The sequence below is a fragment of the Pseudonocardia sp. NPDC046786 genome, assembly GCF_040645415.1.
GTDB classification, from domain to species: Bacteria; Actinomycetota; Actinomycetes; order Mycobacteriales; family Pseudonocardiaceae; genus Pseudonocardia; species Pseudonocardia kongjuensis.
In genome coordinates, this window is record NZ_JBEYYF010000025.1 from 1 (window position 1) to 24,815 (window position 24,815).

General features: G+C 74.5%; 23 protein-coding genes. 3 read left to right on the top strand and 20 right to left on the bottom strand.

Going from position 1 to position 24,815, the window contains the following annotated elements; genetic code table 11:
* From ABZ881_RS25005 to ald, 4 genes are all read right to left on the bottom strand, one after another.
* On the bottom strand, nucleotides 1-171 hold a 171-nt coding region (locus tag ABZ881_RS25005), incomplete at its 3' end, for an adenosylhomocysteinase (RefSeq protein ID WP_358488127.1).
* Nucleotides 172-498: 327 nt separating this feature from the next.
* The gene (locus ABZ881_RS25010; RefSeq protein ID WP_358488032.1) at nucleotides 499-1,824 is read right to left on the bottom strand and encodes a glutamate mutase L; all 1,326 of its coding nucleotides are present in this window, start codon (nucleotides 1,822-1,824) and stop codon (nucleotides 499-501) included.
* Between the two features lie 69 nt (nucleotides 1,825-1,893).
* Nucleotides 1,894-3,426, bottom strand: a complete 1,533-nt coding sequence (locus ABZ881_RS25015; protein WP_358488033.1) for an amino acid permease — start codon at nucleotides 3,424-3,426, stop codon at nucleotides 1,894-1,896.
* A gap of 131 nt (nucleotides 3,427-3,557) precedes the next feature.
* On the bottom strand, nucleotides 3,558-4,658 hold the full coding sequence (gene ald / locus ABZ881_RS25020) for an alanine dehydrogenase (protein WP_344029569.1): 1,101 nt from the start codon (nucleotides 4,656-4,658) through the stop codon (nucleotides 3,558-3,560).
* An 89-nt stretch (nucleotides 4,659-4,747) separates the two neighbouring features.
* On the opposite strand from ald, the gene ABZ881_RS25025 reads away from it, so the two are divergent.
* A complete protein-coding gene (locus ABZ881_RS25025; RefSeq protein WP_358488035.1) occupies nucleotides 4,748-5,251 on the top strand; it encodes an Lrp/AsnC family transcriptional regulator in 504 nt (167 codons plus the stop codon).
* On the opposite strand, the gene manA is transcribed toward ABZ881_RS25025, so the two are convergent.
* From manA to ABZ881_RS25050, 5 genes are all read right to left on the bottom strand, one after another.
* Complete coding sequence (manA, locus tag ABZ881_RS25030; RefSeq protein ID WP_344029563.1) at nucleotides 5,245-6,492, bottom strand: mannose-6-phosphate isomerase, class I; 1,248 nt, start codon at nucleotides 6,490-6,492, stop codon at nucleotides 5,245-5,247. The genes ABZ881_RS25025 and manA overlap by 7 nt on opposite strands.
* Nucleotides 6,493-6,524: 32 nt before the next feature.
* A complete protein-coding gene (locus ABZ881_RS25035; RefSeq protein WP_358488036.1) occupies nucleotides 6,525-7,631 on the bottom strand; it encodes an SIS domain-containing protein in 1,107 nt (368 codons plus the stop codon).
* Nucleotides 7,628-7,840 (bottom strand): Trm112 family protein, encoded by a 213-nt coding sequence (locus tag ABZ881_RS25040; protein WP_358488037.1) that lies wholly within the window; start codon nucleotides 7,838-7,840, stop codon nucleotides 7,628-7,630. The genes ABZ881_RS25035 and ABZ881_RS25040 overlap by 4 nt, the downstream gene beginning before the upstream one ends.
* 113 nt (nucleotides 7,841-7,953) lie before the next feature.
* Nucleotides 7,954-9,366, bottom strand: coding sequence for a phosphomannomutase/phosphoglucomutase (locus ABZ881_RS25045; RefSeq protein WP_358488038.1), 1,413 nt, complete (start codon nucleotides 9,364-9,366; stop codon nucleotides 7,954-7,956).
* A 25-nt stretch (nucleotides 9,367-9,391) separates the two neighbouring features.
* Nucleotides 9,392-9,754, bottom strand: coding sequence for a DUF3499 domain-containing protein (locus ABZ881_RS25050; protein ID WP_344029835.1), 363 nt, complete (start codon nucleotides 9,752-9,754; stop codon nucleotides 9,392-9,394).
* Nucleotides 9,755-9,889: 135 nt separating this feature from the next.
* Between ABZ881_RS25050 and ABZ881_RS25055 the strand changes: the two genes are divergently transcribed.
* Nucleotides 9,890-10,363: a metallopeptidase family protein gene (locus ABZ881_RS25055; protein WP_085914786.1), complete on the top strand. Its 474-nt coding sequence runs from the start codon at nucleotides 9,890-9,892 to the stop codon at nucleotides 10,361-10,363.
* 56 nt (nucleotides 10,364-10,419) lie between these two features.
* Here the strand turns inward: ABZ881_RS25055 and ABZ881_RS25060 are convergent, their stop codons facing one another.
* Nucleotides 10,420-10,755, bottom strand: coding sequence for a WhiB family transcriptional regulator (locus tag ABZ881_RS25060; RefSeq protein ID WP_232021734.1), 336 nt, complete (start codon nucleotides 10,753-10,755; stop codon nucleotides 10,420-10,422).
* Nucleotides 10,756-10,919: 164 nt separating this feature from the next.
* On the opposite strand from ABZ881_RS25060, the gene ABZ881_RS25065 reads away from it, so the two are divergent.
* A complete protein-coding gene (locus ABZ881_RS25065) occupies nucleotides 10,920-11,690 on the top strand; it encodes a site-2 protease family protein (protein WP_358488040.1) in 771 nt (256 codons plus the stop codon).
* Nucleotides 11,691-11,703: 13 nt separating this feature from the next.
* Here the strand turns inward: ABZ881_RS25065 and ABZ881_RS25070 are convergent, their stop codons facing one another.
* The 10 genes from ABZ881_RS25070 to ABZ881_RS25115 are packed head-to-tail and all read right to left on the bottom strand — an operon-like array spanning nucleotide 11,704 to nucleotide 24,771.
* On the bottom strand, nucleotides 11,704-12,042 hold the full coding sequence (locus ABZ881_RS25070) for a ferredoxin family protein (RefSeq protein ID WP_358488041.1): 339 nt from the start codon (nucleotides 12,040-12,042) through the stop codon (nucleotides 11,704-11,706).
* The gene (locus ABZ881_RS25075; protein ID WP_358488042.1) at nucleotides 12,039-13,613 is read right to left on the bottom strand and encodes an FAD-binding protein; all 1,575 of its coding nucleotides are present in this window, start codon (nucleotides 13,611-13,613) and stop codon (nucleotides 12,039-12,041) included. Before ABZ881_RS25075 ends, ABZ881_RS25070 begins: the two co-directional genes overlap by 4 nt.
* Nucleotides 13,610-14,917, bottom strand: coding sequence for an MFS transporter (locus tag ABZ881_RS25080; protein ID WP_358488043.1), 1,308 nt, complete (start codon nucleotides 14,915-14,917; stop codon nucleotides 13,610-13,612). Before ABZ881_RS25080 ends, ABZ881_RS25075 begins: the two co-directional genes overlap by 4 nt.
* A complete protein-coding gene (locus ABZ881_RS25085; RefSeq protein ID WP_358488045.1) occupies nucleotides 14,914-17,199 on the bottom strand; it encodes a molybdopterin-dependent oxidoreductase in 2,286 nt (761 codons plus the stop codon). The genes ABZ881_RS25080 and ABZ881_RS25085 overlap by 4 nt, the downstream gene beginning before the upstream one ends.
* On the bottom strand, nucleotides 17,196-18,191 hold the full coding sequence (locus tag ABZ881_RS25090) for an LLM class flavin-dependent oxidoreductase (RefSeq protein WP_358488046.1): 996 nt from the start codon (nucleotides 18,189-18,191) through the stop codon (nucleotides 17,196-17,198). Before ABZ881_RS25090 ends, ABZ881_RS25085 begins: the two co-directional genes overlap by 4 nt.
* 5 nt (nucleotides 18,192-18,196) lie before the next feature.
* The gene (locus tag ABZ881_RS25095) at nucleotides 18,197-19,849 is read right to left on the bottom strand and encodes an ABC transporter substrate-binding protein (protein ID WP_358488048.1); all 1,653 of its coding nucleotides are present in this window, start codon (nucleotides 19,847-19,849) and stop codon (nucleotides 18,197-18,199) included.
* Complete coding sequence (locus ABZ881_RS25100; protein WP_358488049.1) at nucleotides 19,846-21,528, bottom strand: ABC transporter ATP-binding protein; 1,683 nt, start codon at nucleotides 21,526-21,528, stop codon at nucleotides 19,846-19,848. Before ABZ881_RS25100 ends, ABZ881_RS25095 begins: the two co-directional genes overlap by 4 nt.
* The gene (locus tag ABZ881_RS25105; RefSeq protein WP_358488050.1) at nucleotides 21,525-22,406 is read right to left on the bottom strand and encodes an ABC transporter permease; all 882 of its coding nucleotides are present in this window, start codon (nucleotides 22,404-22,406) and stop codon (nucleotides 21,525-21,527) included. Before ABZ881_RS25105 ends, ABZ881_RS25100 begins: the two co-directional genes overlap by 4 nt.
* Nucleotides 22,403-23,380, bottom strand: a complete 978-nt coding sequence (locus ABZ881_RS25110) for an ABC transporter permease (RefSeq protein WP_358488051.1) — start codon at nucleotides 23,378-23,380, stop codon at nucleotides 22,403-22,405. The genes ABZ881_RS25105 and ABZ881_RS25110 overlap by 4 nt, the downstream gene beginning before the upstream one ends.
* Nucleotides 23,380-24,771: an LLM class flavin-dependent oxidoreductase gene (locus ABZ881_RS25115; protein WP_358488053.1), complete on the bottom strand. Its 1,392-nt coding sequence runs from the start codon at nucleotides 24,769-24,771 to the stop codon at nucleotides 23,380-23,382. Before ABZ881_RS25115 ends, ABZ881_RS25110 begins: the two co-directional genes overlap by 1 nt.
* Nucleotides 24,772-24,815: the final 44 nt, after the last annotated feature.

Below are 24,815 nucleotides of genomic sequence, written 5' to 3' on the forward strand. Positions count from 1 at the left end.
CGGCTTGGCCTCGGCGTACTCGCGGCGCAGGTCCATCAGGCCCGGCATCTCGTTCTCGGCCAGCCGGATGTCCTTGCGGCCCGCCTCGTGACCGTTGATGTCGGCGATGGCGAAGTCGAGGCCGTTCACGGTCTGCAGCTTGGGGTGGCCGGTGGTCTGGGATGCGGTCATGGGGTGGGTGCGCCTCCTCGGGCGATCGGGTCGAACTCATCCGGACGGCCGGGGGTGACCGGCCGCGGAACCGGACGGGTGGGCGCTCCGCGCAGGAAGGATGGGCGAACGGGCCCAGGACGGGTCACGTCGGCCCTCCCTCCTCGTCGGAGACAGGCGCCCTTTCCTCGTCCGTGGCGGGTCGGGCCCGAGCGTGGCGGATCGTGCCCGCTGCTCGCGCAGCCGAGCGGTTCACCGCTGCAGCGCCTCTCGGCGCCCGACTCTCTCGCGGGCTCCATCGTTCCCAGGCGTCCGGTGGGTGTCAACCGCTCCGGACGCCGGTGACGATCATCCCAGCAGCCGCTCGGCGAGCAGCGCAGCCGCCGCCCGCTCGCGTCCGTGCGCGGCCAGCAGACCGGCCGGGGCCAGCACGGACTCGCTGTCGACCTCGACGTCGACCTGCGCGAGAGCGGTCATCAGCGCGGGATCGCGACGCACCGTCGCGGCCACCGCGGCGAGCCCCGCCGGGTCCCGCTGCCGGAACACCCCGCCGGTCAGGACGACGAGACCGATATCACGGCCGCCGCCCGGGCCCGCCGGATCTATCCGGCCGGTGTGCCGCAGGTGCCTGCGCAGCGCGACGACGGTGGCGACGGCCGCGAGCCGCCGGTCCTCCGCCGCGGCACCGCGGTCGGCCGGGACCGCGGCGCCCGAGGTGGCGAGCGCGGCGACGGCCGGCCCGAGCAGGTCCGCCTCCACCGGATCGACCAGCCCCTCGGTCTGGCCCTCGACCAGGACGCCTGCGGCACCGTCGCGGACGCCGAGGTCCCCCTCGACCGTCATCACCGCCTCGGCGGGGAACCCATCGCCGTCCGGCACGCAGCCGTGCACGCCGGTGGTCGCCGACCCGACGTCGACCACCAGCACCCCGGTGCCGGTCAGCCGGGCCAGCGCCCGCGCACCGTCGGCGACGGCGACCGGCGTCCGGGTGCGGGCCCGCTCCCCCGGGCGGCGCGGCCGGGCGCCGGGGGCCTGCCGGGCGTACAGCTCGGCGACCGCGTCGCGGACCGGTCCGGGCACGATCTCGCCCCGCCGCGGTGTCGGGTTCGGGCAGGACCGCACGGTGCGCCCACCGGCCCGCAGCAGCTCCAGCGCGTCCGCCCGGGCCGAGGGATCGACGGCGAGCAGCACCGACCACCGGCCCCGGGTGCGGGCCAGCCGGCCGGCGTTGTGCAGGAGCACGCCGGGGTCCTCGCCGTCCGGCCCGCCGAGCAGCAGCACCGCGCCGGGCTCCTGGGCGGCGAGCTCGCGCACCGCGTGGCCCTCCAGCGGCCCGGTGTGCACGCCGACCACCCGGGCGCCCGCGGACCGGCAGACCCGGTGCCCGGCCTCGACCGTGGTGAGCCGTTCCGCGCCGACCACGGCGAGCCGCAGCGGCCCGCCCGCCGAGGAGCAGGCCAGCACCGGCGGGGTGGGGCCGCCGGCGCGGCCCGCCGAGGCCGCCGCGGCGGCGACCGCGGCGGCGACGCCCTCGTCCACGTCGGGGGTGGTCGGGTGCTCGGCGAAGCCGGCCGGGGTGCCGTCCGGCAGCACCAGCACCGCCTTCGTCCAGGACGAGCCGACGTCGAGACAGACCGCGGGGCTGTCCGGATCACCGGGCGGTGGGACGGTCATGGGATGCGAGCGTACTGCTGTCGGGCGGTCACGAGGAGTCGCCGAACAGCGGTGGCGCCCGGCCCGGGGCTACTCCGGGGCGGCCTGCGCCGGGAGCTCGCCGCGCTCGCGCCTGCCGAGCACCGAGTTCCTCCGCGAGTACGCGAAGTAGATCACCACGCCGATGATCATCCACAGCACGAACCGCAGCCAGGTCTCCACCGACAGGTTGAGCATCAGCCACACGCAGGCGAGCACCGCCAGGATCGGCACCAGCGGCACCAGCGGCGTGCGGAAGCCGCGCGGCAGGTCCGGCCGGGTCCGGCGCAGGACGACCACGCCGATCGAGACCAGCACGAACGCGAACAGGGTGCCGATGTTGACCATCTGCTCCAGGTCGTCGGCCGGGAAGAAGGTCGCGACCAGGGCGATCACGGTGCCGATCAGCCAGGTGGCGCGGCCCGGGGTGCCGAAGCTGTTGGTCTTCGCCAGACCGGTCGGCAGCAGGCCGTCGCGGGACATCGCGAAGATGACCCGGATCTGCCCGAGCATCAGCACCATGACGACGGTGGTGAGGCCGAGCAGGGCGCCCAGGGCGATGATCGTCGCCGCCCAGTCGACGCCGAGCGAGGCGAACGCGGTGGCGAGGGTGGCCCGGGTGCCGTCCGGCTGGGTGGCGAGCTCGGTGTACGGGACCATCCCGGTGATCACCAGGGCGACCGCGACGTAGAGCACGGTGACGATTGCCAGCGAACCCAGGATGCCCCGCGGGAGCGCCTTGGCCGGGTTCTTCGTCTCCTCCGCGGTGGTGGCGACGGCGTCGAACCCGATGAAGGCGAAGAACACGATCGCGGCCGCGGCGAACACCCCGTAGACGCCGAACACGCTGGACGAGGCGCCGCCGAAGAAGGACAGCAGCGACTGCTGGATGCCGGTGCCGGTCTCGGTGGTCCCGGCCTCCGGCGACGGCACGAACGGGGTGTAGTTGGCGGCGTTGACGTAGAACAGCCCGAGCACGATCACGAACAGCACGATCAGCACCTTGATCGCGGTGATCACCAGGCTGACCCGGCTGGACAGCTTCGTGCCGCGGTAGAGCAGGAACGCCAGCGCGACGACGAGCAGCAGCGCGCCCCAGTCGAAGGAGAAGAACCCGCCGAGGTCGAACGACGTCGACACGTCGGCGCCGAACAGGCCGAGTGTCTGGGCCAGGTACTCCGACCAGCCCTTCGACACGTAGGCCGAGCCGACCGCGAACTCCAGCACCAGGTCCCAGCCGATGATCCAGGCGAGGAACTCGCCGAAGGTGGCGTAGGAGAACGTGTAGGCGCTGCCGGCGACCGGCACGGTGGAGGCGAACTCGGCGTAGCACAGCGCGGCGAGGCCGCAGGCGACCGCGGCCAGCACGAACGACAGCGAGACCGCGGGCCCGGCGATGTTGCCCGCGGTGCTCGCGGCGAGGGTGAAGATACCCGCACCGATCACCACCGCGACGCCGAAGACGATCAGGTCGATCGTCCCCAGATCCTTCTTGAGCCGGGTGTCCGGCTCGTCGGTGTCCCGGATGGACTGCTCGACCGTCTTGGTGCGGAAGATCCCGCCACCACGGCTCGTGACCGTCATGGGCGGTGAAGTTACGACCGCCGGCAGCCTTGCGTCACGCATCGGAGCCCAGATTTAAGGTCACAATGAGATTGCGCGGTGGAATGTCGCTTTCGTCCCCCGTGACCTGCGGGAACCGCCGCGGCGGCGGCTCAGCTCGCGCGGTGCGGCAGTCCGTGCGCCTCGGCGACCTCGGCCGAGAGCAGCTCGCCCCGGTGCGTGGACAGACCGGCGGCGAGCGCCGGATCGGCCGCCGTGGCCGCCTCCCAGCCCTGATCTGCCAGCCGCAGCAGGTAGGGCAGCGTGGCGTTGGTCAGCGCCCGGGTGGAGGTGTGCGGCACCGCGCCCGGCATGTTCGCGACGCAGTAGAAGACGGTCTCGTGCACCGGGTAGGTCGGCTCGGCGTGCGTGGTCGGCCGCGAGTCCGAGAAGCACCCGCCCTGGTCGATCGCGATGTCGACCAGCACCGCACCCGGGCGCATCTGCGCGACCAGCTCGTTCGGCACCAGGGTCGGTGCCTTGGCGCCCGGCACCAGCACCGCGCCGATGACCAGATCGGCGTTCGTCACGGCCTCGCGCACGGCGAGACCGGTGGAGTAGACGGTGCGGACCCGGCCCGCGTAGCGCTCGTCGATCGCGCGGAGCTTGTCGACGTCGATGTCCAGCACGGTCACCTGGGCCTGCATGCCGGCCGCGATGGCGACCGCGTTCGCGCCCGCGACCCCGGCACCCAGCACGACGACATCGGCGCCGGGAGCGCCGGGGACGCCGCCCATCAGCACGCCGCGGCCACCGGCCGAGCGCATCAGGTGGTACGCGCCGGCCTGCGGCGCCAGCCGGCCGGCGACCTCGCTCATCGGGGCGAGCAGCGGCAGCCTGCCGTCGGCGGTCCGCACCGTCTCGTAGGCGATCGAGGTGGTGCCGCCGGCCAGCAGCGCGTCGGTGCACGGCCGGGACGCGGCCAGGTGCAGGTAGGTGAACAGCGTGAGGTCGGGCCGCAGGAACCCGTACTCGGACTCGATCGGCTCCTTCACCTTGAGCAGCAGCTCGGCGGAGCCCCACACCTCGGCGGTGTCGGCCAGGATCTGCGCGCCGGCCTCCTTGTAGTCCGCGTCGGCGATCGCGGAGCCGGCACCGGCGTCGTGCTCGACGACGACCTCGTGCCCGCGCCGGACCAGCTCGTGCACCCCGGCGGGGGTCAGGGCGACCCGGAACTCATTGTCCTTGGTCTCCTTCGGCACTGCGACGCGCATGTCTCGCTCCTCACCTCGGCTACGGTCAATGGTGAAGAAGAAGCGGTACGCTGCCAACCAGCACGATGAAGATTCTCGAAGGAGCGACGTTGAGCGAAGAATCTTCAGGACTGTCCCTCCGTCGAGCAGCCCGGCCGAACGACGTTCGGCTCGACGACATCGACCGCGCGCTGCTGCGGCTGCTGGAGAGTGACGCCCGCGCGCCGAACAACGCGCTCGCCGCCGCGGTGGGCATCGCGCCGTCCACCTGCCTCGGCCGGATCCGGGCGCTGCGCGAGCGCGGGGTGATCCGCGGCTACCACGCCGACGTCGATCCGGCCGCCACCGGCCACCCGCTGCAGGCGATGATCTCGGTGCGGCTGCAGGCCGACGCCAGGGACCGCCTGGACGAGTTCGTCGCCCGGGCGTCCCGGCTGCCCGCGGTGCGCGACGTGTACTTCCTGGCGGGCGACGACGACTACATGATCCGGGTTGCCACCGCCGACACGGTCGCGCTACGCGAGCTGGTCGGCGCGCTCAACTCCTGGACCGAGGTCGCGGGCACCCGGACGTCACTGATCTTCGAGCACCACCGGGCGCCGAACACCTACTGAGACCGCTCCCCGCCGGGCTGGAGCCCGTCGCCCGCCAGGAACACGGTGGCGCCGTCGTCGCCGGTGGTGAGCACGGCGCCGGTGTCGGCGGCGGCCAGGTAGACCGCCGCGCCGCGCGGCAGCTCCACCTCCTCGCCGTGTGCGGCGACCGTGGCGGCCCCCGCGGTGCACAGCAGGATCCGCGCCCCGGCACCCGGGACGTCGAGCTTGTCCCGGCCGCCGGTATCGGCGCGGCGCAGCAGGAACTCCTCTGCCCCGACGTCGTAGCGGTACCAGCCGTCGGTGCCCGGATCCGGCCGCGCGGTGCGCACCGGCGGCGGCGGCGCGGCGAAGTCCAGCACCCGCAGCAGCTCCGGGACGTCGACGTGCTTCGGGGTCAGGCCGCCGCGCAGCACGTTGTCCGAGTTCGCCATCAGCTCGATGCCGGCGCCGGAGAGGTAGGCGTGCAGGTTCCCGGCGGGCAGGTACAGCGCCTCACCGGGCTGCAGGGTGATCCGGTTGAGCAGCAGCGCGGCCAGCACACCGGCGTCGTCCGGGTAGCGCTCGGAGAGGTCCAGCAGGGTGCGGGCCTCCCCGGCGAACCGCTCGCTGTCGGCCGTGCGGGCCCCGAGCAGCCGCACCGCCCCCTCCTGCAGCGCGGGGACCAGGCCGTCGAGCACCGACTGCGGCAGCGTGATCCAGGTCGTGAACAGCGCGCGCAGCCCGTCCGAGCAGGGCTGCCCGGCGAGCAGCTCGGTGTAGGACGCCAGTTCGGGCACGTCGAGCGCGCGCAGCAGCTCGACCGTCCGGGACGGCTCACGGAAGCCGACCAGCGCGACGAACTCGGAGAGCGCGCAGATCAGCTCCGGCTTGTGGTTGGCGTCGCGGTAGTTGCGGTTCGGCGCGTCCACCGCGATGCCCGCCGCGTTCTCCCGGGCCCAGCCCTCCCGGGCCTGTTCCAGGCTCGGGTGCGCCTGCAGGCTCAGCGGCTCCTCGGCGGCGAGCACCTTCAGCAGGAACGGCAGCCGCCCGGACCACCGCTCCCGGCCCGGGCCGAGCGCGGCCGCCGGGTCCTGCCCGATGAGCTCGTGCAGCGGGCGCCGCGCCGCGGGACCGCCCACCGTCGACGGCGCGGCCGGGTGCGCGCCCAGCCACAGCTCGGCCTGCGGGTGCGGGGACGGCACCGGCTCGCCGAGCAGGTCGGCGATGACGGTCCGCGACCCCCAGGCGTAGGTCCGGATCGGGTTCTCCAGCAGTTCCACGGGTCTCCCGGTGTCAGCTGTTCGCGGGTGTGTCAGGTGCCGAGCGCGGCCCGGCCGGCCAGGCCCAGGTAGACCGCGGCGATGTCGACGCGCAGCGCCAGCACGGCGGCCCGCAGCAGGACCGCGTCGCGGGTGCCCCGCGGCACCTCCTCGACCGGGTGCGCGACGTCGGCGTTCGGCCATTCCCGGCCGAGCGTGCGGCGGCTGACCGCCTGCGGATCCTCCTCGCCGGTGCCCAGCAGCACCAGCCGGGGGGCGGGGGCCGCGTCCCGGTCCGGATCGGTGTCGTCGAACGGGTCGTGGAACACCCCGGCCGAACGCTCGGCGAGGTCCACCGCCACCCGCAGCCCGGCGAGCGTGCCCGCCTGGCCGAGATCGGCGGCGTGCGCGACGACGCCGGCGTGCGCCGCCAGCGCGGTCACCCCCTGCCGGGCGACGGCCGCGGCGGCCGGATCGACCCCCCACAGCAGCGGGGTCCGCTCGGCCAGCCGCAGCGCCAGCGACTTCGCCGGGTTCACGAACGGCTCGTGCCCCGGCTGGTTCCGCTCGGCCTCGGCGTCCAGCGCGTCGGCCAGCGCCTCCAGCCCGGCGGCCGGGGCGGGCGTGATCAGCTCCAGCTCGGTGACCGTCACCAGGACGACGGCCAGCGCCTGGGCGAAGCCGAGCCCCTCGGGCAGCGGGATCCGCGGCTCGACCAGCCGGGCCCGCCCGGCACCCGCCTGGGCGACCGGCCCGGCGTCCGGCGCCGACAGGATCACCTCGGCGCCGCGGCGGACCGCGATCGCGATCGACTCGGCCAGCTCGGCATCGGCCGGATCGGAGGTGTGCGCGACGACGACGTCCAATGGCCCGACCCAGCCCGGCACCACCGCGGCGTGCACCACCGGGACCGGGCAGCGGTCACCGAGCAGCGCGGTCACCAGGTCGGCGACCGCCCCGGACACGCCGGGCCTGCGCAGCAGCACCAGCGCCCGCGGCCGGTGCCCGCGCAGCCGGGCCAGACCGGCCTCGTCACAGGCGTGCACCGCGGACCGGACCTGCGCCCCCGCCGTCGCGGCGGCCCGCAGCACGCCGGTCGTGTCCCGGGCCATCAGCTCCCCCGGGTCGGCCAGCAGGGTGTCGTCGAGCACGCCGTTCACCCGTCGTCCCTCGCCGGACCGGTCCCCGGGAGGGCCTCGTCCAGCAGCAGCACCGGGATCTGGTCGGTGACCGGGAAGGAGCGGCCGCAGGACACGCAGGTCAGCGCGTCCGCGCTCGGCTCGCCCGCGGTGCCGGGACGCAGCGGGGCGTGCGCGTCACACGGGCAGGCCAGGATCTCGAGCAGCTGGGGGTCGAGCTGTACGGCCACGGTTCTCCTCGTCGTCATGTCTGGAGTCGATGCTGCCACCACGGGTCGGCACCGCGCGGGGGCCGACCGGGTACCGGCGCCCGCTGCGGCGGTCACCCGGGGTGCGCGGCACCTCAGGCGCGGACGACCGCCAGCACCTCGTCGACCAGGCTGCGGACCGCCGCGTCGTCCGGCGCCTCCACGTTCAGCCGCAGCAGCGGCTCGGTGTTCGAGGCCCGCAGGTTGAACCACGAGCCGTCCGGCAGCGTCACGGTCAGGCCGTCCAGCCGGTCGAGCGCCACCCCCGGCCGCGGACCGTAGACCGTCTCGATCTCGGCCACCTTCGCCGCCTGGTCGGCGACCGTCGAGTTGATCTCGCCGGAGGCGGCGTAGCGCTCGTAGGCGGTCATCAGGCCGGACAGCGTTCCGCCCGGCTGCGCGCGCCGGTGCTCGCCGAGCGCGGCCAGCAGGTGCAGCGCGGCGAGCATCCCGGAGTCGGCCTTCCAGAAGTCCCGGAAGTAGTAGTGCGCCGAGTGCTCGCCGCCGAACACCGCGCCGGTCTCGGCCATCGTCTGCTTGATGAACGAGTGGCCGACCCGGGTCCGGACCGGCCGGCCGCCGTGCTCGGCGACCAGCTCCGGGACGGCCCGCGAGGTGATCAGGTTGTGGATGACGGCGGCGGACGGCTCTCCGGCGTCCCGCGCCCGGCCCAGCTCGCGGACCGCGACCAGGCCGGTGATGGCGCTCGGGCTGATCGCGTCGCCGCGCTCGTCGACGGCGAAGCAGCGGTCGGCGTCGCCGTCGAAGGCCAGGCCCAGGTCGGCGCCCCCGGCGACGACGAGCTTCTGCAGGTCGACCAGGTTCGCCGGCTCCAGCGGGTTCGCCTCGTGGTTCGGGAAGGTGCCGTCGAGCTCGAAGTACAGCGGCACCACCCGCACGTTCAGCCCGTCGAACACGGTCGGGACGGTGTGCCCGCCCATCCCGTTGCCCGCGTCGACGACCACGGTCAGCTCCGGGCCCGCGTCCAGCGAGGACAGGTCGACCAGCGAGCGCAGGTACGCCGCGTACCCGGCGAGCATGTCCTCGGTGCGGACGGTGCCGGTGGCCGCGACCGGCACGATCCCGTCGGCGAGCAGCCGGCCGGCGTCGTCCCGGATGGTGGTGAGCCCGCTGTCCTGCCCGATCGGGGCCGCACCCGCCCGGCAGAGCTTGATGCCGTTGTAGCGCGCCGGATTGTGGCTGGCGGTGAACATGGCACCCGGCAGGTCCAGCGAGCCGGAGGCGAAGTACAGCATGTCGGTGCTGGCCAGCCCGATGTCGACGACGTCGAGCCCCTGGCCGGTCACCCCGTCGGCGAACGCGGCCGCCAGCGCGGGTGAGCTGTCCCGCATGTCCCGGCCGACGACCACCGCGGAGGGGGCCGGCCGGTCCGCAGCGACCAGCCGCGCGGTCGCCGCGCCGAGGGCGCGCGCGGCCGGTTCGTCGAGCTGGTCGCCGACGACACCGCGGATGTCGTAGGCCTTCACGATCGCCGAGAGGTCGGGCACGACGACTGACCCTATCTCAGGCCGTTCACCCGTCCGCGCTGTCCTCGTCGGGGGTCGGCAGCACCCGCAGGTGCCCCCGCCTGCCGGTCCCGCCGGGCCGGGCCACCACCTCGACCGGCCGGTCCACCCGGCCCGCCTCGCGGACGGCGTCGGCGAGCGCGGTGAGGTCCTCGCCGGTGTGCTGGGGAGGGGCGAACTCGCCCTCGAACCGGACGACCTCCCAGCCGCGCGGCGCGGTCAGGTTGTGCGCGTGCCCGGTGCACAGGTCGTAGGAGTGCGGTTCGGCCTGGGTCGCCAGTGGCCCGACGACGGCGGTGGAGTCGGCGTAGACGTAGGTGAGGGTGGCGACGGCGAGCTCGGTGCAGCCCGTCCGTGAACATCTCCGCACACTCAACACACGGGGGACGATAGCCCGTACGCCCGCGTCCGCCGCACTGCGACGCGCACCCGGCTCGGTGTACGGCGCTCCGCCGACGGGCCGTCGCCGCTCCGCGACGGCCGCGGCGGGGCCTAGACTGCACCGGTGTCCACCGCCCACCGCCTGCTCCGCCGCACCCCACGCCGCCGGGACCGTCGCGGCCGGGGACTGCGCGGACTGATGTATCCGGTGTCGACGCCCGCCTTCCGCACCCGGGCCGAACGGTTCGACGCGAAGGTGCTGGAGGCCCTGGAGCCGATCGAGGCCCGCTGGGGGCCGGAGCTGGCCGATCTCGACCTGGCCGTCGACGACGTGCCGAGTGTGGACCGGACCTCACCCGACGAGGTGGTCTGGGGCACCGGGGTGCTCGCCGACGTCGGCGTCCCGCTGGCGCACCTGGTGCCGGCCGGGGTGGACCCGGCCGGGATCCCGACCCGGGCCCGGATCGTGCTCTACCGCCGCCCGCTGGAGGCCCGCGCGCGCAACGGCGAGGATCTGGCCGACCTGGTGCACGAGGTGCTGGTCGAGCAGGTCGCGGAGTACCTCAACATCGAGCCGGACGCGGTCGACGGCAACTGAGCGGGCCCCGGTGCACGACGGCCCGGGCACCTCGCGGTGACCCGGGCCGGTACGGCTCAGACGGCTGCTCGGCGCAGCCGCCGTCGTTCCCGCTCGGACAGGCCGCCCCAGATCCCGAAGCGCTCGTCCTGCGCCAGCGCGTACTCCAGGCACTCGGCCCGGACCTCGCAGCCGGAGCAGATCCGCTTCGCCTCCCGGGTGGACCCGCCCTTCTCCGGGAAGAACGCCTCCGGATCGGTCTGGGCGCAGAGCGCACGCTCCTGCCAGTCGGGCACCTCGTCCCCGGGTACCTCGTCCAGCAGCCCCTTCAGGTCCAGAACCTGCGCGACCCGGTCGTGATCCTCCACGACCGGCTGCTCGGCCCCCGGCCCGGCTTCCGCCGGCCGCAGCATCCGCATGAACCCCTCGACGTCGTCCACTCGCCCACCTCCCCGCAACGCACCGGCGAATGACACCGCTGTAAGTACAGCGCCGACATTCGCTCTGTGCAAGCCGGCTCTGCCGAACGAGTGAAGCCCCACGCGCGTCCGTTTGATCGGTTCGGGAGGATGGGTACGTGCCCTCCCTGACCCGCCGTATCAGCCCGTGGTTCCTTCTGCTCGTCGGCATCACCCTGTTCGGGGTGGCGCTGGCGGCCGCCGCGGTCCCGGCCGGGTCCGAGGCCCTCGCGATCACCGGCGTCTTCGTGATCGTGCTGGCCGGCTGGGTCGTGTCGCTGTGCCTGCACGAGTTCGGGCACGCCATCACCGCCTACAAGGGCGGCGACACCTCGGTCGCGATGAAGGGCTATCTCACCCTCGACATCCGCCGCTACACCGATCCCGGGCTGTCCCTGGTGCTCCCGCTGATCATCTTGCTGATCGGCGGCCTGCCGCTGCCCGGCGGCGCGGTCTGGATCAACCAGTGGGCGCTGCGGTCGCGGGCCTGGCGGACCGGCGTCTCGCTGGCCGGGCCGGCCGCGAACCTGGTCGTCGGCTTCGCGCTGATCGTCGTCGTAGCGCTGTTCCCCGGCATGCCGCGGCCGGTCGCCGCCGGGCTCTCCGCGCTGGCGCTGTTCCAGGTCGTCGCGTTCGTGCTGAACATGCTGCCGGTCCCCGGCCTGGACGGGTGGGGCGCGCTCGAGCCGTACCTGTCGGCGCCCGCGCAGCGGTTCGGCGAGAAGGTGCGGCCGTGGGCGCCGCTGGCGCTGCTCGGGGTGCTGCTGTTCGTGCCAGGGGTGAGCGCGCTGTTCTTCACCGGCACCCAGATCCTCTACGCGCTGGCCGGTGGGGATTCCCAGCTCGCCGGGCAGGGGTTCAGCGCGCTGTTCTTCTGGCGCAACCTGTGACGCGGCGGCCGGGTCAACCCGATCCCGTGAACCGGAAGCCCTCCGCCAGCGCGCTGCCCGGGACGCGTCCGAGCCCCCAGCCGACCCGCGCCCGGTAGTCGCCGAGCGCGCCGCGGCGCGCCATCCGGTCCTCGTCGGTGTGCGCCGATCCGGGGGCGGCGGGCCGCGCGAACGGGGCGACGTAGAGCGCGTCGGTCGGGCAGTACGCCTCGCACAGGAAGCAGGTCTGGCAGTCGGCGCCCCGGGCGATCACCGGGAAGCCCCCGTCGTCGAGGTCGAACACGTCGGTGGGACACACGTCCACGCACACGTCGCAGCGGACGCAGCGGTCCCGGCTGACGATCTCGATCACCGTCGTACCTCCTCCGTCCCGGTCAACACGTCGTCCACGCCGGTGAGCACGATCCGGTGCTCCGCCCCGGGATCGGTCTCCGGGTGGTCGCTGCGCCGGTGCACCCCGCGGGTCTCCCGGCGCCGGGCGGCGGCGACCGTGCTCCAGCGCGCGGCCGCGAGCACCGCCGCGGACTCGCGGGCCCGGATCGCGGACCGCGGTCCGGTGCCGGGGTGCAGACCCGCCCGGACCGCGGCCCACAGGTCGTCCAGCCGGCCGCCGGTGTCGGTGAGAGCGGCACCGGTGCGCCGGTAGGTCCGCCCCGGCGGGAGCACGTCGGCCTGTACCGCGGCCACCACGTCGCCGGCGCCGATCCCGGAGGCCGGCCCGGTCGGGCGCATTCCGGCGCGGCCCAGCGCACGCAGCGGCACCCGGTGCACCGGTGCGGCCCGCGCGTACCGGGCGGCCGCCCGCCCGGCGAACGACCCGGACGCGATCGCCCATGCGCCGTTGTGGCTCCCGCCACCGCTGCGCGATCCGGTGACCAGCTCGCGGGTCGCGGCGTCCCCGGCGGCGTAGAGCCCGGTCACGTCGGTCTCGCAGCCGGGCCCCGCGAGCCGGATCCCGCCGGTGCCGCGGACCGTGCCCTCGTAGACCAGACGCAGCTCGTAGGGCGTGCGGAACGGGTCGATCCCGGCCTTGTCCAACGGCAGGAAGTAGTTCGGCTGGGCCCGGCGCATCGCGTCGTGCTGCTCGGCGGGGGCCCGGTCCAGCCGGGCCCACAACCGCTCGCCGCGGGCCAGCCGCTCGGCGGCCAGCACCCGGCCGCGCCGGCCGGTGAGCTCCCCGATCCGGCGGCCGTCGGCGTCGAAGTAGCTCGCGAACGCCATCATCAGCCCCTTCGTGTGCACCCCGAACGCCGGCGCGAGCGCGTACACGGCGGAGAACTCCATGCCGGACAGCCGGGCACCGGCCTCGGCCGCCATCAACAGTCCGTCGCCGGTGTCGACGTCGGTACCGAACGCACCGGAGAGCAGCGCCGTGCCCCCGGTGGCGACGATCACCGCGCCGGCGTGCAGCTCCCAGCCGCGCGGCTCCCGACGGAACCGGCCCGCGGCTCCGACGACCGCGCCGTCCGGCCCGGCGAGCAGCTCCAGCGCCGGTGCGTGGTCGAGGATCCGCACCCCGGCCCGGCGCACGGCGCGGCGCATCCGGCGCATGTACTCCGGCCCTTGCAGCCCGCTGCGGACCTCGTCGCCGACGTCGTCGCGCGGGAACCGGTAGCCCGCCAGTGCCAGGTCGGGGACCCGGTCCCAGGTCTCGGCCAGCACCCGGTGCATCCAGTCCGGTTCGCACAGCCCACCGCCCTCGCGCAGCCGGTCGGCAACCGCGCGGTCACGCTCCGGGCCCGGCGGCAGGTACCAGAGGTTGTTCCCGCCGGCGGCGGCCGCGCCGCTGGTACCGCAGTAGCCCTTGTCCGCCAGCACGACCTCCGCGCCGGCGCGGGCCGCGGCCAGCGCCGCCCAGCAGCCCGCCGGGCCGCCACCGAGCACCAGGACGTCCGCCCGCGACAGGATCCCGGCCGGCGTCATCGGGTCTCCCCCGGTTCCGGACGGCGGTAGGTCCACAGGTCCGGCTGCCCGCGAACCAGCAGGAGCACGACCGCCACACAGGCGAGGCCGCCCGCGGTCACCGCGACGGCCTCGCCCCACCACTCGGCGCCGACCCCGGTCACCGACTCGCCAGCCCGCGGGCCACCGGTCACCACCACCACGAACACCCCCTGCAGCCTGCCGCGCAGACCGTCCGGGGACACCTGCTGCAGGATCGTGCCGCGGTGCACCATCCCGACCGTGTCCGCGGCCCCGGCGAGCGCGAGCAGCACGCAGGCGACCACGAGTGCACCGGCCAGCATCCGACCGGGCTCCTGCGGGCCGACGACGAGCAGCACCGTCCCGAACCCGGCCACCGCGACCGCCCAGCCGATCCCGGCGCCGACCACCGCGCGTCCCTGGTTCGGGTTCGCGGTGATCCGGCCGGAGAACACACCGGTCGCCAGCGACCCGACCGCGATCGCGCTCGCCAGCACCCCGGCCGTGACCGGCCCGCCGCCGAGGTAGAGCACCCCGGCGGCCGGGAAGACCACCCGCGGGTTGGCCAGGACGTTGCAGGCCAGGTCGATCAGGAAGGTCATCCGCACCACCCGCTGCCCGGCGAGGTAGCGCAGACCCTCCAGCACCGATCGCAACCCGGCCCGCCCGCCGCCGCCCTCGCCGGGCAGCGGCTCCAACGACGGCAGCCGCAGTGCGGCGTACACCGCGGTGGCCAGTGCGACCGCCTCCAGGGTGTAGGTCACCGGGTAGCCGACCGCGACGACGAGCACCGCGCCGACCAGCGGTCCGACTCCCATCGCCAGGCTCATCACGATGCTGCGCAACGCGTTCGCCGCGGGGAGGTCGGCGGGATCGACCAGCCGCGGGATGACCGCCGACCGGGCCGGGTTGTTGACCGCCGCAGCGGCCGACTGCAGCGCGACGAGCCCGTAGAGGACACCGACCGACCCCAGGTCCAGCCACGCCTGCACCGCCAGCCCGACCGCCGGCACGAACACCCCGACCGAGGAGACGACGGTGACCGTGCGGCGGTCGTGCGCGTCGACCAGCGCACCACCGTAGAGCCCGATCGACACCAGCGGCACCAGCGCGCACAGCCCCAGCAACCCGACCGCGAGGGTCGAGCCGGTCAGCGCGTACACCTGCAGGCCGACGGCGACGACCGCGATCTGGGTGCCGATGCTCGACACCGCGAAGCTCCACCACAGCCTGCGGAAGTCCGGGCTGGTCCGCAGCGGGGTGAGATCGACCAGGATCCGGCGGCGACCGGCCGTCGACGTCACCGGTGGTCCGTCCCCGCCACGAGCGGGGGCGGCCGGAACGCCCGCACCGGGGGCGGCTCGCCGTCGAACCGGGTCACCTCGACCAGCGCGTGCTGTCCGGTGCAGCCCTGGGCCAGACCGGACGTCGGCCGATCGGCGGTCAGCACGTTCGGGTTGCCGTGCACGCAGACCGGACGCCCCGCGTCGTCGCGGAGCTCCTCGGCCGGGTCGAACCAGGCCCCGGTCGGCAGCTGCACGACACCGCGCCGGACAGCGCCGGAGAGCCGGGCTCCCGCCAGGCAGGCGCCACGGTCGTTGTGCACCAGGAGCACGTCGCCGTCGCTGACGCCGCGCGCCGCGGCGTCGTCCGGGTGGATCCGCAGCGCTTCCCGGCCCGCCACCTTGCCGGCGACACTGGCCGGGCCGAAGTCCAGCTGGCTGTGCAGCCGTCCGGCGGGCTGGTCGGCGATCAGGTGCAGCGGGAACCGGGCGGCGGCGGGCGCGCCGAGCCACTCCGGTGGCTCCAGCCAGGACGGCACACCCGGGCAGTCGGCCAGCCCGGCCGCGGCGATCGTCGGGGACACCAGCTGGATCCGACCGCTCGGGGTGCGCAGCGGATGCGCCTGCGGATCGCCGCGGAACCGGGCGAAGGCCGGGGGCCGCCGCGGCCGGGGCAGGGCGAGGTCCCCCGCCTCCCAGAAGTCGTCGAACGACGGCGGTCGCGGCTCCCGGCCGGTCGCCCAGCCGTCGTAGAGGTGCCGCAGCCACTCCCGCGGCGTCCGCCCGCCGGTGTACGCCTCCCCGATCCCGAGCAGCCCGGCGAGGCCGGCGCAGATCTCGTGGTCGTCGCGGGCCTGCCCGGCCGGTGCCTGCAGCCGGTGCATCGCGACGAGATGGCTGTCCGAGCGGCCTGCGCCGATGTCCTCCCGCTCGGTGGTGAGCGTCGCGGGGAGCACGATGTCGGCGTGCCGCGCCGTCGGCGTCCAGAACTGCTCGTGCACCACGACGGTGTCCGGCCGGCCGAACGCGCGGCGCAGCCGGTGCAGGTCCTGATGGTGGTGGAACGGGTTGCCACCGGCCCAGTGCACCAGCCGGACGTCGGGATAGGTGTGCCGCCCGCCGTCGTAGTCGAAGGTGGTGCCGGGGCCGAGCAGCAGATCGGCGATCCGGGCGCACGGGATGAAGTCGGCCACCGGGTTGACCGGCGCGGGGACGCCCCCGAAGCCGGACGGGCCGAGCCCGGAGCCGGCGTTGCCCATCGAGCCGTGGCCGTGCCCGAGCCCGCCGCCGGGGAGCCCGATCTGACCGAGCACCGCGGCCAGCGCGAGCGCCGACCACATCGTGTGCTCGCCGTGCGGGACGCGTTGCAGCGACCAGGTGACGGTGACCAGGGTCCGGCCGGCGGCCATCCGCCGGGCGAGTGCCCGGATGTCGTCGGCGGCGAGACCGGTCGGCCCGGCGGCCCAGCCGGCGTCGTGCCCGCGGTCCAGGATGTCCGCGCGCAGCCGGTCCGCACCGTCGGTGCAGCGCTGCAGGAACGCGGTGTCCGCCAGCCCCTCGGTGAACAGCGTGTGGATCAGAGCGCGGATCAGCGCGACGTCGGTTCCCGGGACGATCGGCCACCAGGTGCCCGGCCCGCCGTCGTGCACCGGGGAGATCGAGACGATCCCGGTCCCGGCCGCGACGGCCCGCTCCGGACCGCCGCGGGCGAGGTGGCCGGTCACACCGCCGTTGATCACGTGCAGGTTCTTGTCGGGGAGGCCGCCGAAGGCCACCACCAGGTCGGTGTGCTCGGCCACGTCGTCCCAGGACGCGGCCCGCCCGAACAGCTCCCCGACGTCGCCGACCAGGTGCGGGAAGACCACCCGCGACGCCGCCGTCGAGTACGAGTCGCGGGACCCGGTGAACCCGCCCAGCAGAGCGTGCAGCCGGTGCACCCGGTCGGGCGCCCGGTGGAACACCCCGGCGCTGGCCCAGCCGTAGGACCCGGCGAAGACGGCCGGGTGCCCGTGGCGCTCCCGGACCCGGGTGATCTCGTCCGCGACCAGCCGCAACGCGGTGTCCCATCCGACCTCGACGAACTCCTCCCCGGCGCCGCGGTCCGCCGGGCCGGGACCGTGCTCCAGCCAGCCGCGGCGGACCGCGGGCCGCAGCACCCGGGCCGGATGCCGGGAGGCGCCGCGCAGGTTGTCCAGCAGCGGGGACGGCGCCGGATCGGCCGGGTGCGGGAGGACCGCGACCAGGTCGTCGCCGGACACCTCGGCGGTGAAGGCACCCCAGTGCGAGGTGCTGCCGCGGGTCACCGGGACACCGCACGCGCGGACCGGGCGAGCGCCGGGCCGACCTCCCGGCCGACCAGCTCCAGCGAGCGGCGCCAGTGCTCCAGCGGGAGCTTCGCCGGGATCGCCTGCACCAGCAGGTGATCGGCGCCGCTCAGCAGCGGATCGGCCCGCAGCCGGTCGGCGACCTCGGCCGGGCCGCCGACCACGGCCTGGGAGGCGTCCACCGGGCCGGGCGGGAGGCCGCCGTCGAACTCGGCCCGGGCGCTCGCCTCGGTCGCGCCGACGTACACGGTGCGCGACAGCGCCACCCGGGGCCGGTGCCCGGCGCGCCGGGCGGCCTCCCGGTAGGCGTCGACCAGGTCGCGCTGGGCTGCCTCGGCGGCGGCCGGAGCGAGCCGTTTCGAACGGGACGCGAGCAGCCCGGCCCCGGAGGCGCCGATCCGTTCGCCGTCGGCGATGTCCACGGCGGGCTCCCAGATCCGGTCGGCCACGGTCGGTGCCGGCGGGTGCAGCCGGCGACCGCCGGGCAGCTCGGTGCCGCCGAGCACCGCACGCAGCCGCTCCAGCGAGCGAGTGTAGATCGCCCGGCGGTCGTCGTAGTCGATCCCGAACGCCGCGAACGGCCAGTCCTCCAGACCGCGGCCCAGGCCGAGCTCGAGCCGGCCACCGGACAGCGAGTCGAGCAGCGCGGCGTCCTCGGCCACCCGGATCGGGTCCTCGAGGGTGAGCACCACGACCGCGGCACCCAGCCGCAGCCGGGTCGTGCGGGCGGCCGCGGCAGTCAGGTAGAGCAGCGGCGAGGCGATGGTGCCCTGGGGCGCCGCGAAGTGGTGCGAGGTGATCCAGCCCGAGTCCAGCCCGGCCCGTTCGGCCGCGGCGAACACCTCCAGACCGTCCCGGTACTGCCTCGCGGGGTCGTGCCGGCCGTTGAGCCGCAGCAGGAACCCGAACGACGGGACGCCCCCGCCCGCCGCGCCCGGGACGGGCACGGCGGGCGAGGTTCCCGGCAGCACGACCGTCACTCCTGGTCCAGCCACAGGTCGTAGGCATAGCCGTAGGAATAGCCCCGCGGTGGGTCGAACGCGGTCGCCAGGTTCTGCACCCGGCTGGACGCGGCGTAGGAGTGCCGCGAGTAGTAGAGCGGGTGGGTCAGCGCCTGCTCGGTGATCGCGTAGTCCTGCAGCTGGGTCAGCAGCCGCTTGCGGTCCTCGTCGGTGCCGGCCGCCCGGATCTCCAGCAGCAGGTCGTCGACCGCCGGGTCGGAGAGCTGGACGGTGTTCATCGCCGCACCGGTCTGGTAGGTCTTCTCGATCACCTCGCCGGGATCGATGCCACCGATCTCCCGGGCGAAGATCTCGTAGCCGTTGGCCTCCCGGATCGTGTCGACCGTGCCCTCGTCACGGAACTGGAGCTCCAGGTCCACGCCGAGGTTCTTCTTCCACTCCGCCTGGATCGCCTGCAGCAGCACGTCCTGTCGGTCGGTCGGCGGGCTGCCGATGTAGCGGACCTTCAGCGGCTCGCCGTCCTTGGTCCGGATACCGTCCGCGGTCCGCGGGCCGGTCCAGCCGGCCTCGTCGAGCAACCGGTTGCCCAGCTCGGCGTCACCGCCGTAGCTGCCCTCGAACTTCGGGTCGTAGTACTTGCTCCCCGCGGGCACCGAGGCCCACTGCCGCTGCGCCAGACCCAGGTAGACGGCGTCCAGCAGGGCATCGGCGTCGAAGCCCTCGCGCAGCGCCCGGCGCACGGCCAGGTCCTGGGTCGGGCCGCTGGTGACGTTGAAGAACAACGACACCGGCTGGGTGTTGGACAACCGGTACTCGTAGTCGAAGCCGTCCACCCCGTCGAACAGCTCGACGTCACTGATCGGGACTGCGCTGACCGCGTCGACCTGGCCGGAGGTCAGCGCGCCGACCCGCACGGCCGGCTCGGGCAGGTAGGTGAGCACGAGCTCGTCGAGGTGCGCCGGGCCCTCGTGCTGCGCGGTGCCGACCGGCGGCGAGTTGTAGTCGTCGTTGCGGACGAACCGCAGCTGCTGGTCCGGGACGATCTCGGTGAGCACGAACGGCCCGGTCCCGGCCAGTGAGGTACCGCCCGAGTCGCGCTCCGGACCGGCCAGCCCCTTCGGCGACACGATCGCCCCCTGCAGGGACGACAGCGTGTGCAGGAACGACGAGCGCGGTCGGTCCAGCACCAGCTCCACCTCGAAGTCGGAGAGCACGTTCACCTCCTGCAGGTTGGAGAAGGTGCTGGACTTGACGCCGGGCGCGTACTCGCCGTCGATGACCAGGTCGAAGTTCGTCTTCACGGCCTGCGCGTCGAACCGCTCACCGTCGGTGAAGGTCACGTCGTCGCGCAGCTGGAAGGTGTAGCGCAGGCCGTCCGGCGAGATCTCCCACGACTCGGCGAGCCAGGGATGGAAGTCCTGGTCGAAGTCGATCGAGACGAGGCTGTCGTAGACGTTGCGCATCACGTGGGTGAAGCCCAGCGCACCACGGATGTGCGGGTTCAGGCCCTCGGCCGGGTAGCTCGGCAGCGCGATGGTGACGACGCCGCCGGGACGCGGCTCCCCACCGGAGGCGGCGAGCTCCGGTTCGGCGGCACCACCGCAGGCGGTCAGGAGGACCGCGGTCGCGGCGACGAACGAGGCGAGCAGGGATCTGGTGCGTCTCACGAGGTTGCTCCGGGTTCGGGGACGGGGGCGTGCGGGGGACGGATCGGGCGGACAGCCGGGGGCAGTGAATCCAGCAGCAGCTCGGTGTAGGGGTGGGCCGGTGCGCGGAACACCCGCTGGACCGGCCCGGACTCGACGATCTCGCCGTGCCGCATGACGAGCACCCGATCGCTGACGTGGTGCACCACGCCGAGGTCGTGCGACACGAACAGGACGGCGGTGCCCAGCTCGGCCTGCAGCTCGGCGAGCAGGTCGAGAACCTGGGCCTGCACCGAGACGTCGAGGGCCGAGACCGGCTCGTCGCAGACCAGCAGCCGGGGCCGCGGACCGATCGCGCGGGCGATCGCGACCCGCTGGCGCTGCCCGCCGGACAGCTGCCGCGGATACCGCTCGGCCACCGACGCCGGCAGCCCGACCTGGTCGAGCAGCTCGACGACCCGGGCCCGGCGGCGGGTCCGGTCCAGGTGCCCGAGGCCCTCGGCGACGACGGCCCCGACCGGGTAGCGCGGGTCGAACGACCCGAACGCGTCCTGCGGGACGAGCTGTGGCCCGGCCCCGGGCCGCTCCGCGCCGGGGAAGCGGACCGTGCCGGTGTCCGGCCGGGTCAGCCCGAGCAGCAGCCTGGCCACGGTGCTCTTGCCCGAACCCGACTCGCCGACCAGGCCGAGCGTCTCCCCCCGGGAGATCGTCAGCGACACGTCGCGGACCGCGTGGATGGCACCGCCGCGCCGGCGGAACGACTTGCCCAGACCGTCGGCGACGACGACCGGGGCGTCCACGTCGATGCTCCGCTCCGGCAACGGCGCCCGGTCCGGGGACAGCCTGCGGCCGCGCGACCCGGCGGACGGGATCGCGCTGAGCAGGGTGCGGGTGTAGGGGTGGGCCGGGGCTCCGATGACGTCGGCCACCGGGCCCTCCTCGACCACCTCCCCACCCGAGACCACCAGCACCCGGTCGGCCACCGCGGCGACCACCGCGAGATCGTGGCTCACCAGCAGCAGCCCCAGGCCGTCCCGCTTGCGCTGGGCGAGCAGGTCCAGGATCTGCGCCTGCACCGTCACGTCCAGCGCGGTCGTCGGCTCGTCGGCGATCAGCAGCGACGGGCCGCCGGCCAGCGCGGAGGCGATCAGCGCGCGCTGTCGCAGGCCACCGGACAGCTCGTGCGGGTACTGCCGGCTGCGGACGGCGGGATCGGGGATCCCGGCCGCGGCGAGCAGCTCCTCGACGGCGGCGCGGCGCCCGCGCCGGTCCCACCGGGACAGCGTGCCGTGCCGGCGGAGGGCCTCGCCGACCTCCTGCTCGACGGTGCGCAGCGGGTCCAGTGAGCCGAGGGCGTCCTGCAGGACGAGACCGATCTCGGCGCCGCGGACCCGTTGCCAGTCCCGCTCGGTGAACCGGCCGGCGTCCTGCCCGCCGACGTGCAGCCGCGCGGCCTCGACCCGGGCGTGCGGTCCGGCGAGGCCGACCAGCGCGCGGCTGGTCACCGACTTGCCGGAGCCGGACTCGCCGACGACGGCGACCGTCTCGCCCCGGCGGACCTGCAGGGAGATGCCGCGGACGGCGTGCACCGGGCCCGCCCCGGTCGGGAAGTGGACGTGCAGGTCCTGCACGTCGATCAACAGATCGGTGTCCTGCCCGGGGGCCGGGCGGACCGCGGTGGCCAGGGACGTGCTGCTCACAGCGAGTTCCTCCGTTCGAACCGGCGTTGCAGATGTCCGCCGACCACCGCGGTGGCGACGACCGTGACGGTGATGGCCAGGCCCGGAAAGACCCCGAGCCACCAGCCGATCCGCAGGTAGTTGCGGCCCTCGGCGAGCAGTGAGCCCCACTCCGGCAGCGGCGGCTGCGGGCCGAACCCGAGGAACCCGAGGCCGGCCGCGGAGATGATCGCGCTGCCGAGCCCGAGCGTCGCGAGGATCGGGATGGTGCCCAGCGCGTTCGGCAGGACGTGCCGCAACGCCCGGGCCCAGGCACCGATCCCGAGCAGTGCGGCCTGCTCGACGTAGCCCGCGTTCCGGACGGCGAGGGTCTCGGCCCGGACCACCCGGCCGTACCGGGGTGCCGCCGCGATCCCGATCGCGATGATCAGGTTCGCGGTGCCGGTCCCGGCGAGGCTGATGAACAGCAGCGCCAGCAGCAGCTCGGGGAACGCGCCGAGCACGTCGAACACCCGGGAGACGAACTCGTCGAGGTACCGGTGCCCGACCCCGGCGGCGAGCCCGAGCAGCACGCCGACCAGCAGTGCGAGGACGGTCGCGGTCAGTCCGATGAACAGCGAGTGCCGGGCGCCGTGCACGACCCGGGCCCACACGTCGCGGCCGAGCAGGTCGGTGCCGAAGGGGTGTTCCGCACCGGGCGGGCGCAGGGTCGCGATCGGGTCGGCGAGGATCGGATCGGCGGCGGTGAAGGCCCCGGGTACGAGTGCCATCGCACCGACCAGCACCAGCACGCCGCTCGCGGCCAGCACCGGCAGCTGCTCCCGGCGTACCCTGCGCCGCGGTCGCTGTGCCGGCTGCGACCGGGCCGCCGCGCGGCCCGCACGGTCCAGGACGATCATGTTCCAGACCTCCGCAGTCTCGGGTCGACGAGCAGGTAGAGCAGGTCGACGACGGTGCTGACGACGACGTAGAACACGACCGAGAGCAGCACCACGGCGAGCACCACCGGGATGTCCTGCTGGGTCACCGCCTGTACGGTCGCCTGGCCGAGGCCCGGTCTGCCGAACACCTGCTCGGTGATCACCGTCCCGTTCAGCAGCCCGCCGACCGCCCAGCCGGTGAGGGTGACCGCGGGGAGCAGGCTGTGCCGCAGCCCGTGCCGGGTCCGGACCTCCCACGGGGACACCCCGCGGGACCGGGCGGTCACCGCGAAGGGCTGTTCCAGTGCGCGTTCCAGTCCGCCGCGCATCACCTGGGACAGCACCGCGGCCAGTGGGAGGGCCAGGGTCAGCGCGGGCAGCACCAGCGCCCGCACACCCTCGGTCCCGGCGACCGGGAACAGGGCGAACTGGAACGAGAACGCGGTGAGCAACAGGATCCCGAGCCAGAACGACGGCACCGAGGCCAGCACGAGCTCCAGCGTCGAGGGCAGTGCGACCATCCAGCGCGGGCGGCCCGCGGTGAGCAGCGCGCCGGCGACCGCGAGTCCGACCGCGACGACGACGGCGGCGGCGGTCAGCGCGACGGTGGGCCACAGTCGCGCTCCCAGCACCGCGTTGACCGGCTGCTGCTGTACGAACGACGTCCCCAGGTCGCCGCTCGCGATCCGCAGCAGGTGGCTCAGGTACTGCTGCCACAGCGGCTGGTCCAGCTGCCAGTCGGCGATCACCGCGGCCCGGAACTCGGGGGTGATGTTCTCCCCCATCAGCAGGGTGACCGGATCGCCGGGGGCGAGATGGACCGAGAAGAAGGTGAGCGTCACGGCGGCCCAGAGCACGACGACGCCGGACAACAGCTTGCGCAGCACCGTCGCGGAGACGACCCGCACCCGTTCCCGGCGCAGGGCCGCGGTGACCCCGGTCTGGGCGGTCATCAGGCGAACGGGCCGCCACCGAGCGAGCTGAGCACCCGGTCGTCGGCGGTGGTCGGGCGCTGCACCTCGGGCCGGGGCAGCCCGTAGGTCTCGCGCAGTGTCGTACCGGGGTACTCGGACCGGAACAGCCCGCGCCGGACCAGGATCGGGACGACGCCGTCGACGAAGTCCTCGGCCACCGACGGCAGCTGCGCCGGCATCACGTTGAACCCGTCGGAGGCACCGGCCCGGAACCACTCCTCGATCCGGTCGGCGATCTGCTCCGGCGCACCGACCGCGGTGACGTGGGTCAGCCCGCCGCCCTGCCGGTCCAGGATCTCCCGCACGGTCAGCCGTTCCCGGCGGGCGGTGCCGACCAGCGCGGCGAAGTGCCCCTGCTGGCTGCCCAGCGCGCCGTCCTCGGGGACCAGCTCCCAGGGCAGCTCGCGATCCAACTCCAGCGCCTCGGCGGGGACGCCGACCTGCAGGGCGAGCGCGTTCAACGCGAACGTCCGGTCGTGCAGGTCCGCCAGCTCGCGCCGGCGCGCCTTCGCCGCGGTCTCGGTGTCGCCGACCACCGTGATCAGCCCCGGCAGCACCTTGACCAGCTCGGGATCGCGGCCGAACCCGGCGGCGCGCTCGCGCACCTTGCGCCGGAACGCCTGCGCACCCTCCAGGGTCGGCTGCACCGTGTACACCGCGTCGGCGTAGCGGGACGCCAGCCCGATCCCGCGCTCCGAGGAACCGGCCTGGACGAGCACCGGGCGGCCCTGCGGGGAGCGCGGCAGATTGAGCGGGCCGTCGACCTGGAAGTGCTCGCCGACGTGGCCGATCCGGTGGATCCGCCCCTCGTCGACGAAGACGCCGGTGCCCCGGTCGCCGGGAAACGCGTCCTCCTCCCAGCTGTCCCACAGCTTGAACGCGACCTGGAGGAACTCCTCGGCGCGGCGGTAGCGGTCCTCGTGGTCCAGCGCAGTGCTGCGGTTGAAGTTGCGGGCGACGTCGTCACCGGTGGTGGCGACGATGTTCCAGGCCGCCCGACCGCCGGACACGTGGTCCAGTGTGGAGATCCGGCGGGCGAGGTTGTACGGATCGTTGTAGGAGGTGGACGCGGTGGCGACCAGCCCGATCCGCTCGGTCGCCGCGGCGACCGCGGTCAACGCGACAGTGGGTTCGAGGCCGCGGAACGGTCGGTAGGCGCCCCGGTAGCGCCACACCGGGGTGTCGGCGAGGAAGACCGCGTCGAGCTTGCCGCGCTCGGCGATCCGCGCGACCTCGATGTAGTGCTCGATCTCGCTGAACCGGCGGCCGCTGCCGGCGGCGGAGCCGCCGTCACGCCAGGCGCCGGGGAAGACACCGCCGGGGATCAGGTTCAGGTTCAGGGTCAGCTGGCGGGCAGGGTCAGCAGGCATGGTCGGGTACTCCGGTGTGGGCGACGGGTGGACGGCGGGTGTTC

Coding starts and splice junctions, on each gene's coding strand:
- ABZ881_RS25060 (WP_232021734.1), bottom strand. CDS start 10,755: ATGCTGCGGCCGGCGGAAGCCGGGCCGGGGGCCGAGCAGCCGGTCGTG.
- ABZ881_RS25115 (WP_358488053.1), bottom strand. CDS start 24,771: ATGCCTGCTGACCCTGCCCGCCAGCTGACCCTGAACCTGAACCTGATC.
- ald (WP_344029569.1), bottom strand. CDS start 4,658: ATGCGCGTCGCAGTGCCGAAGGAGACCAAGGACAATGAGTTCCGGGTC.
- ABZ881_RS25015 (WP_358488033.1), bottom strand. CDS start 3,426: ATGACGGTCACGAGCCGTGGTGGCGGGATCTTCCGCACCAAGACGGTC.
- ABZ881_RS25105 (WP_358488050.1), bottom strand. CDS start 22,406: ATGATCGTCCTGGACCGTGCGGGCCGCGCGGCGGCCCGGTCGCAGCCG.
- ABZ881_RS25075 (WP_358488042.1), bottom strand. CDS start 13,613: ATGACGCCGGCCGGGATCCTGTCGCGGGCGGACGTCCTGGTGCTCGGT.
- ABZ881_RS25110 (WP_358488051.1), bottom strand. CDS start 23,380: ATGACCGCCCAGACCGGGGTCACCGCGGCCCTGCGCCGGGAACGGGTG.
- ABZ881_RS25010 (WP_358488032.1), bottom strand. CDS start 1,824: ATGACCGTCCCACCGCCCGGTGATCCGGACAGCCCCGCGGTCTGTCTC.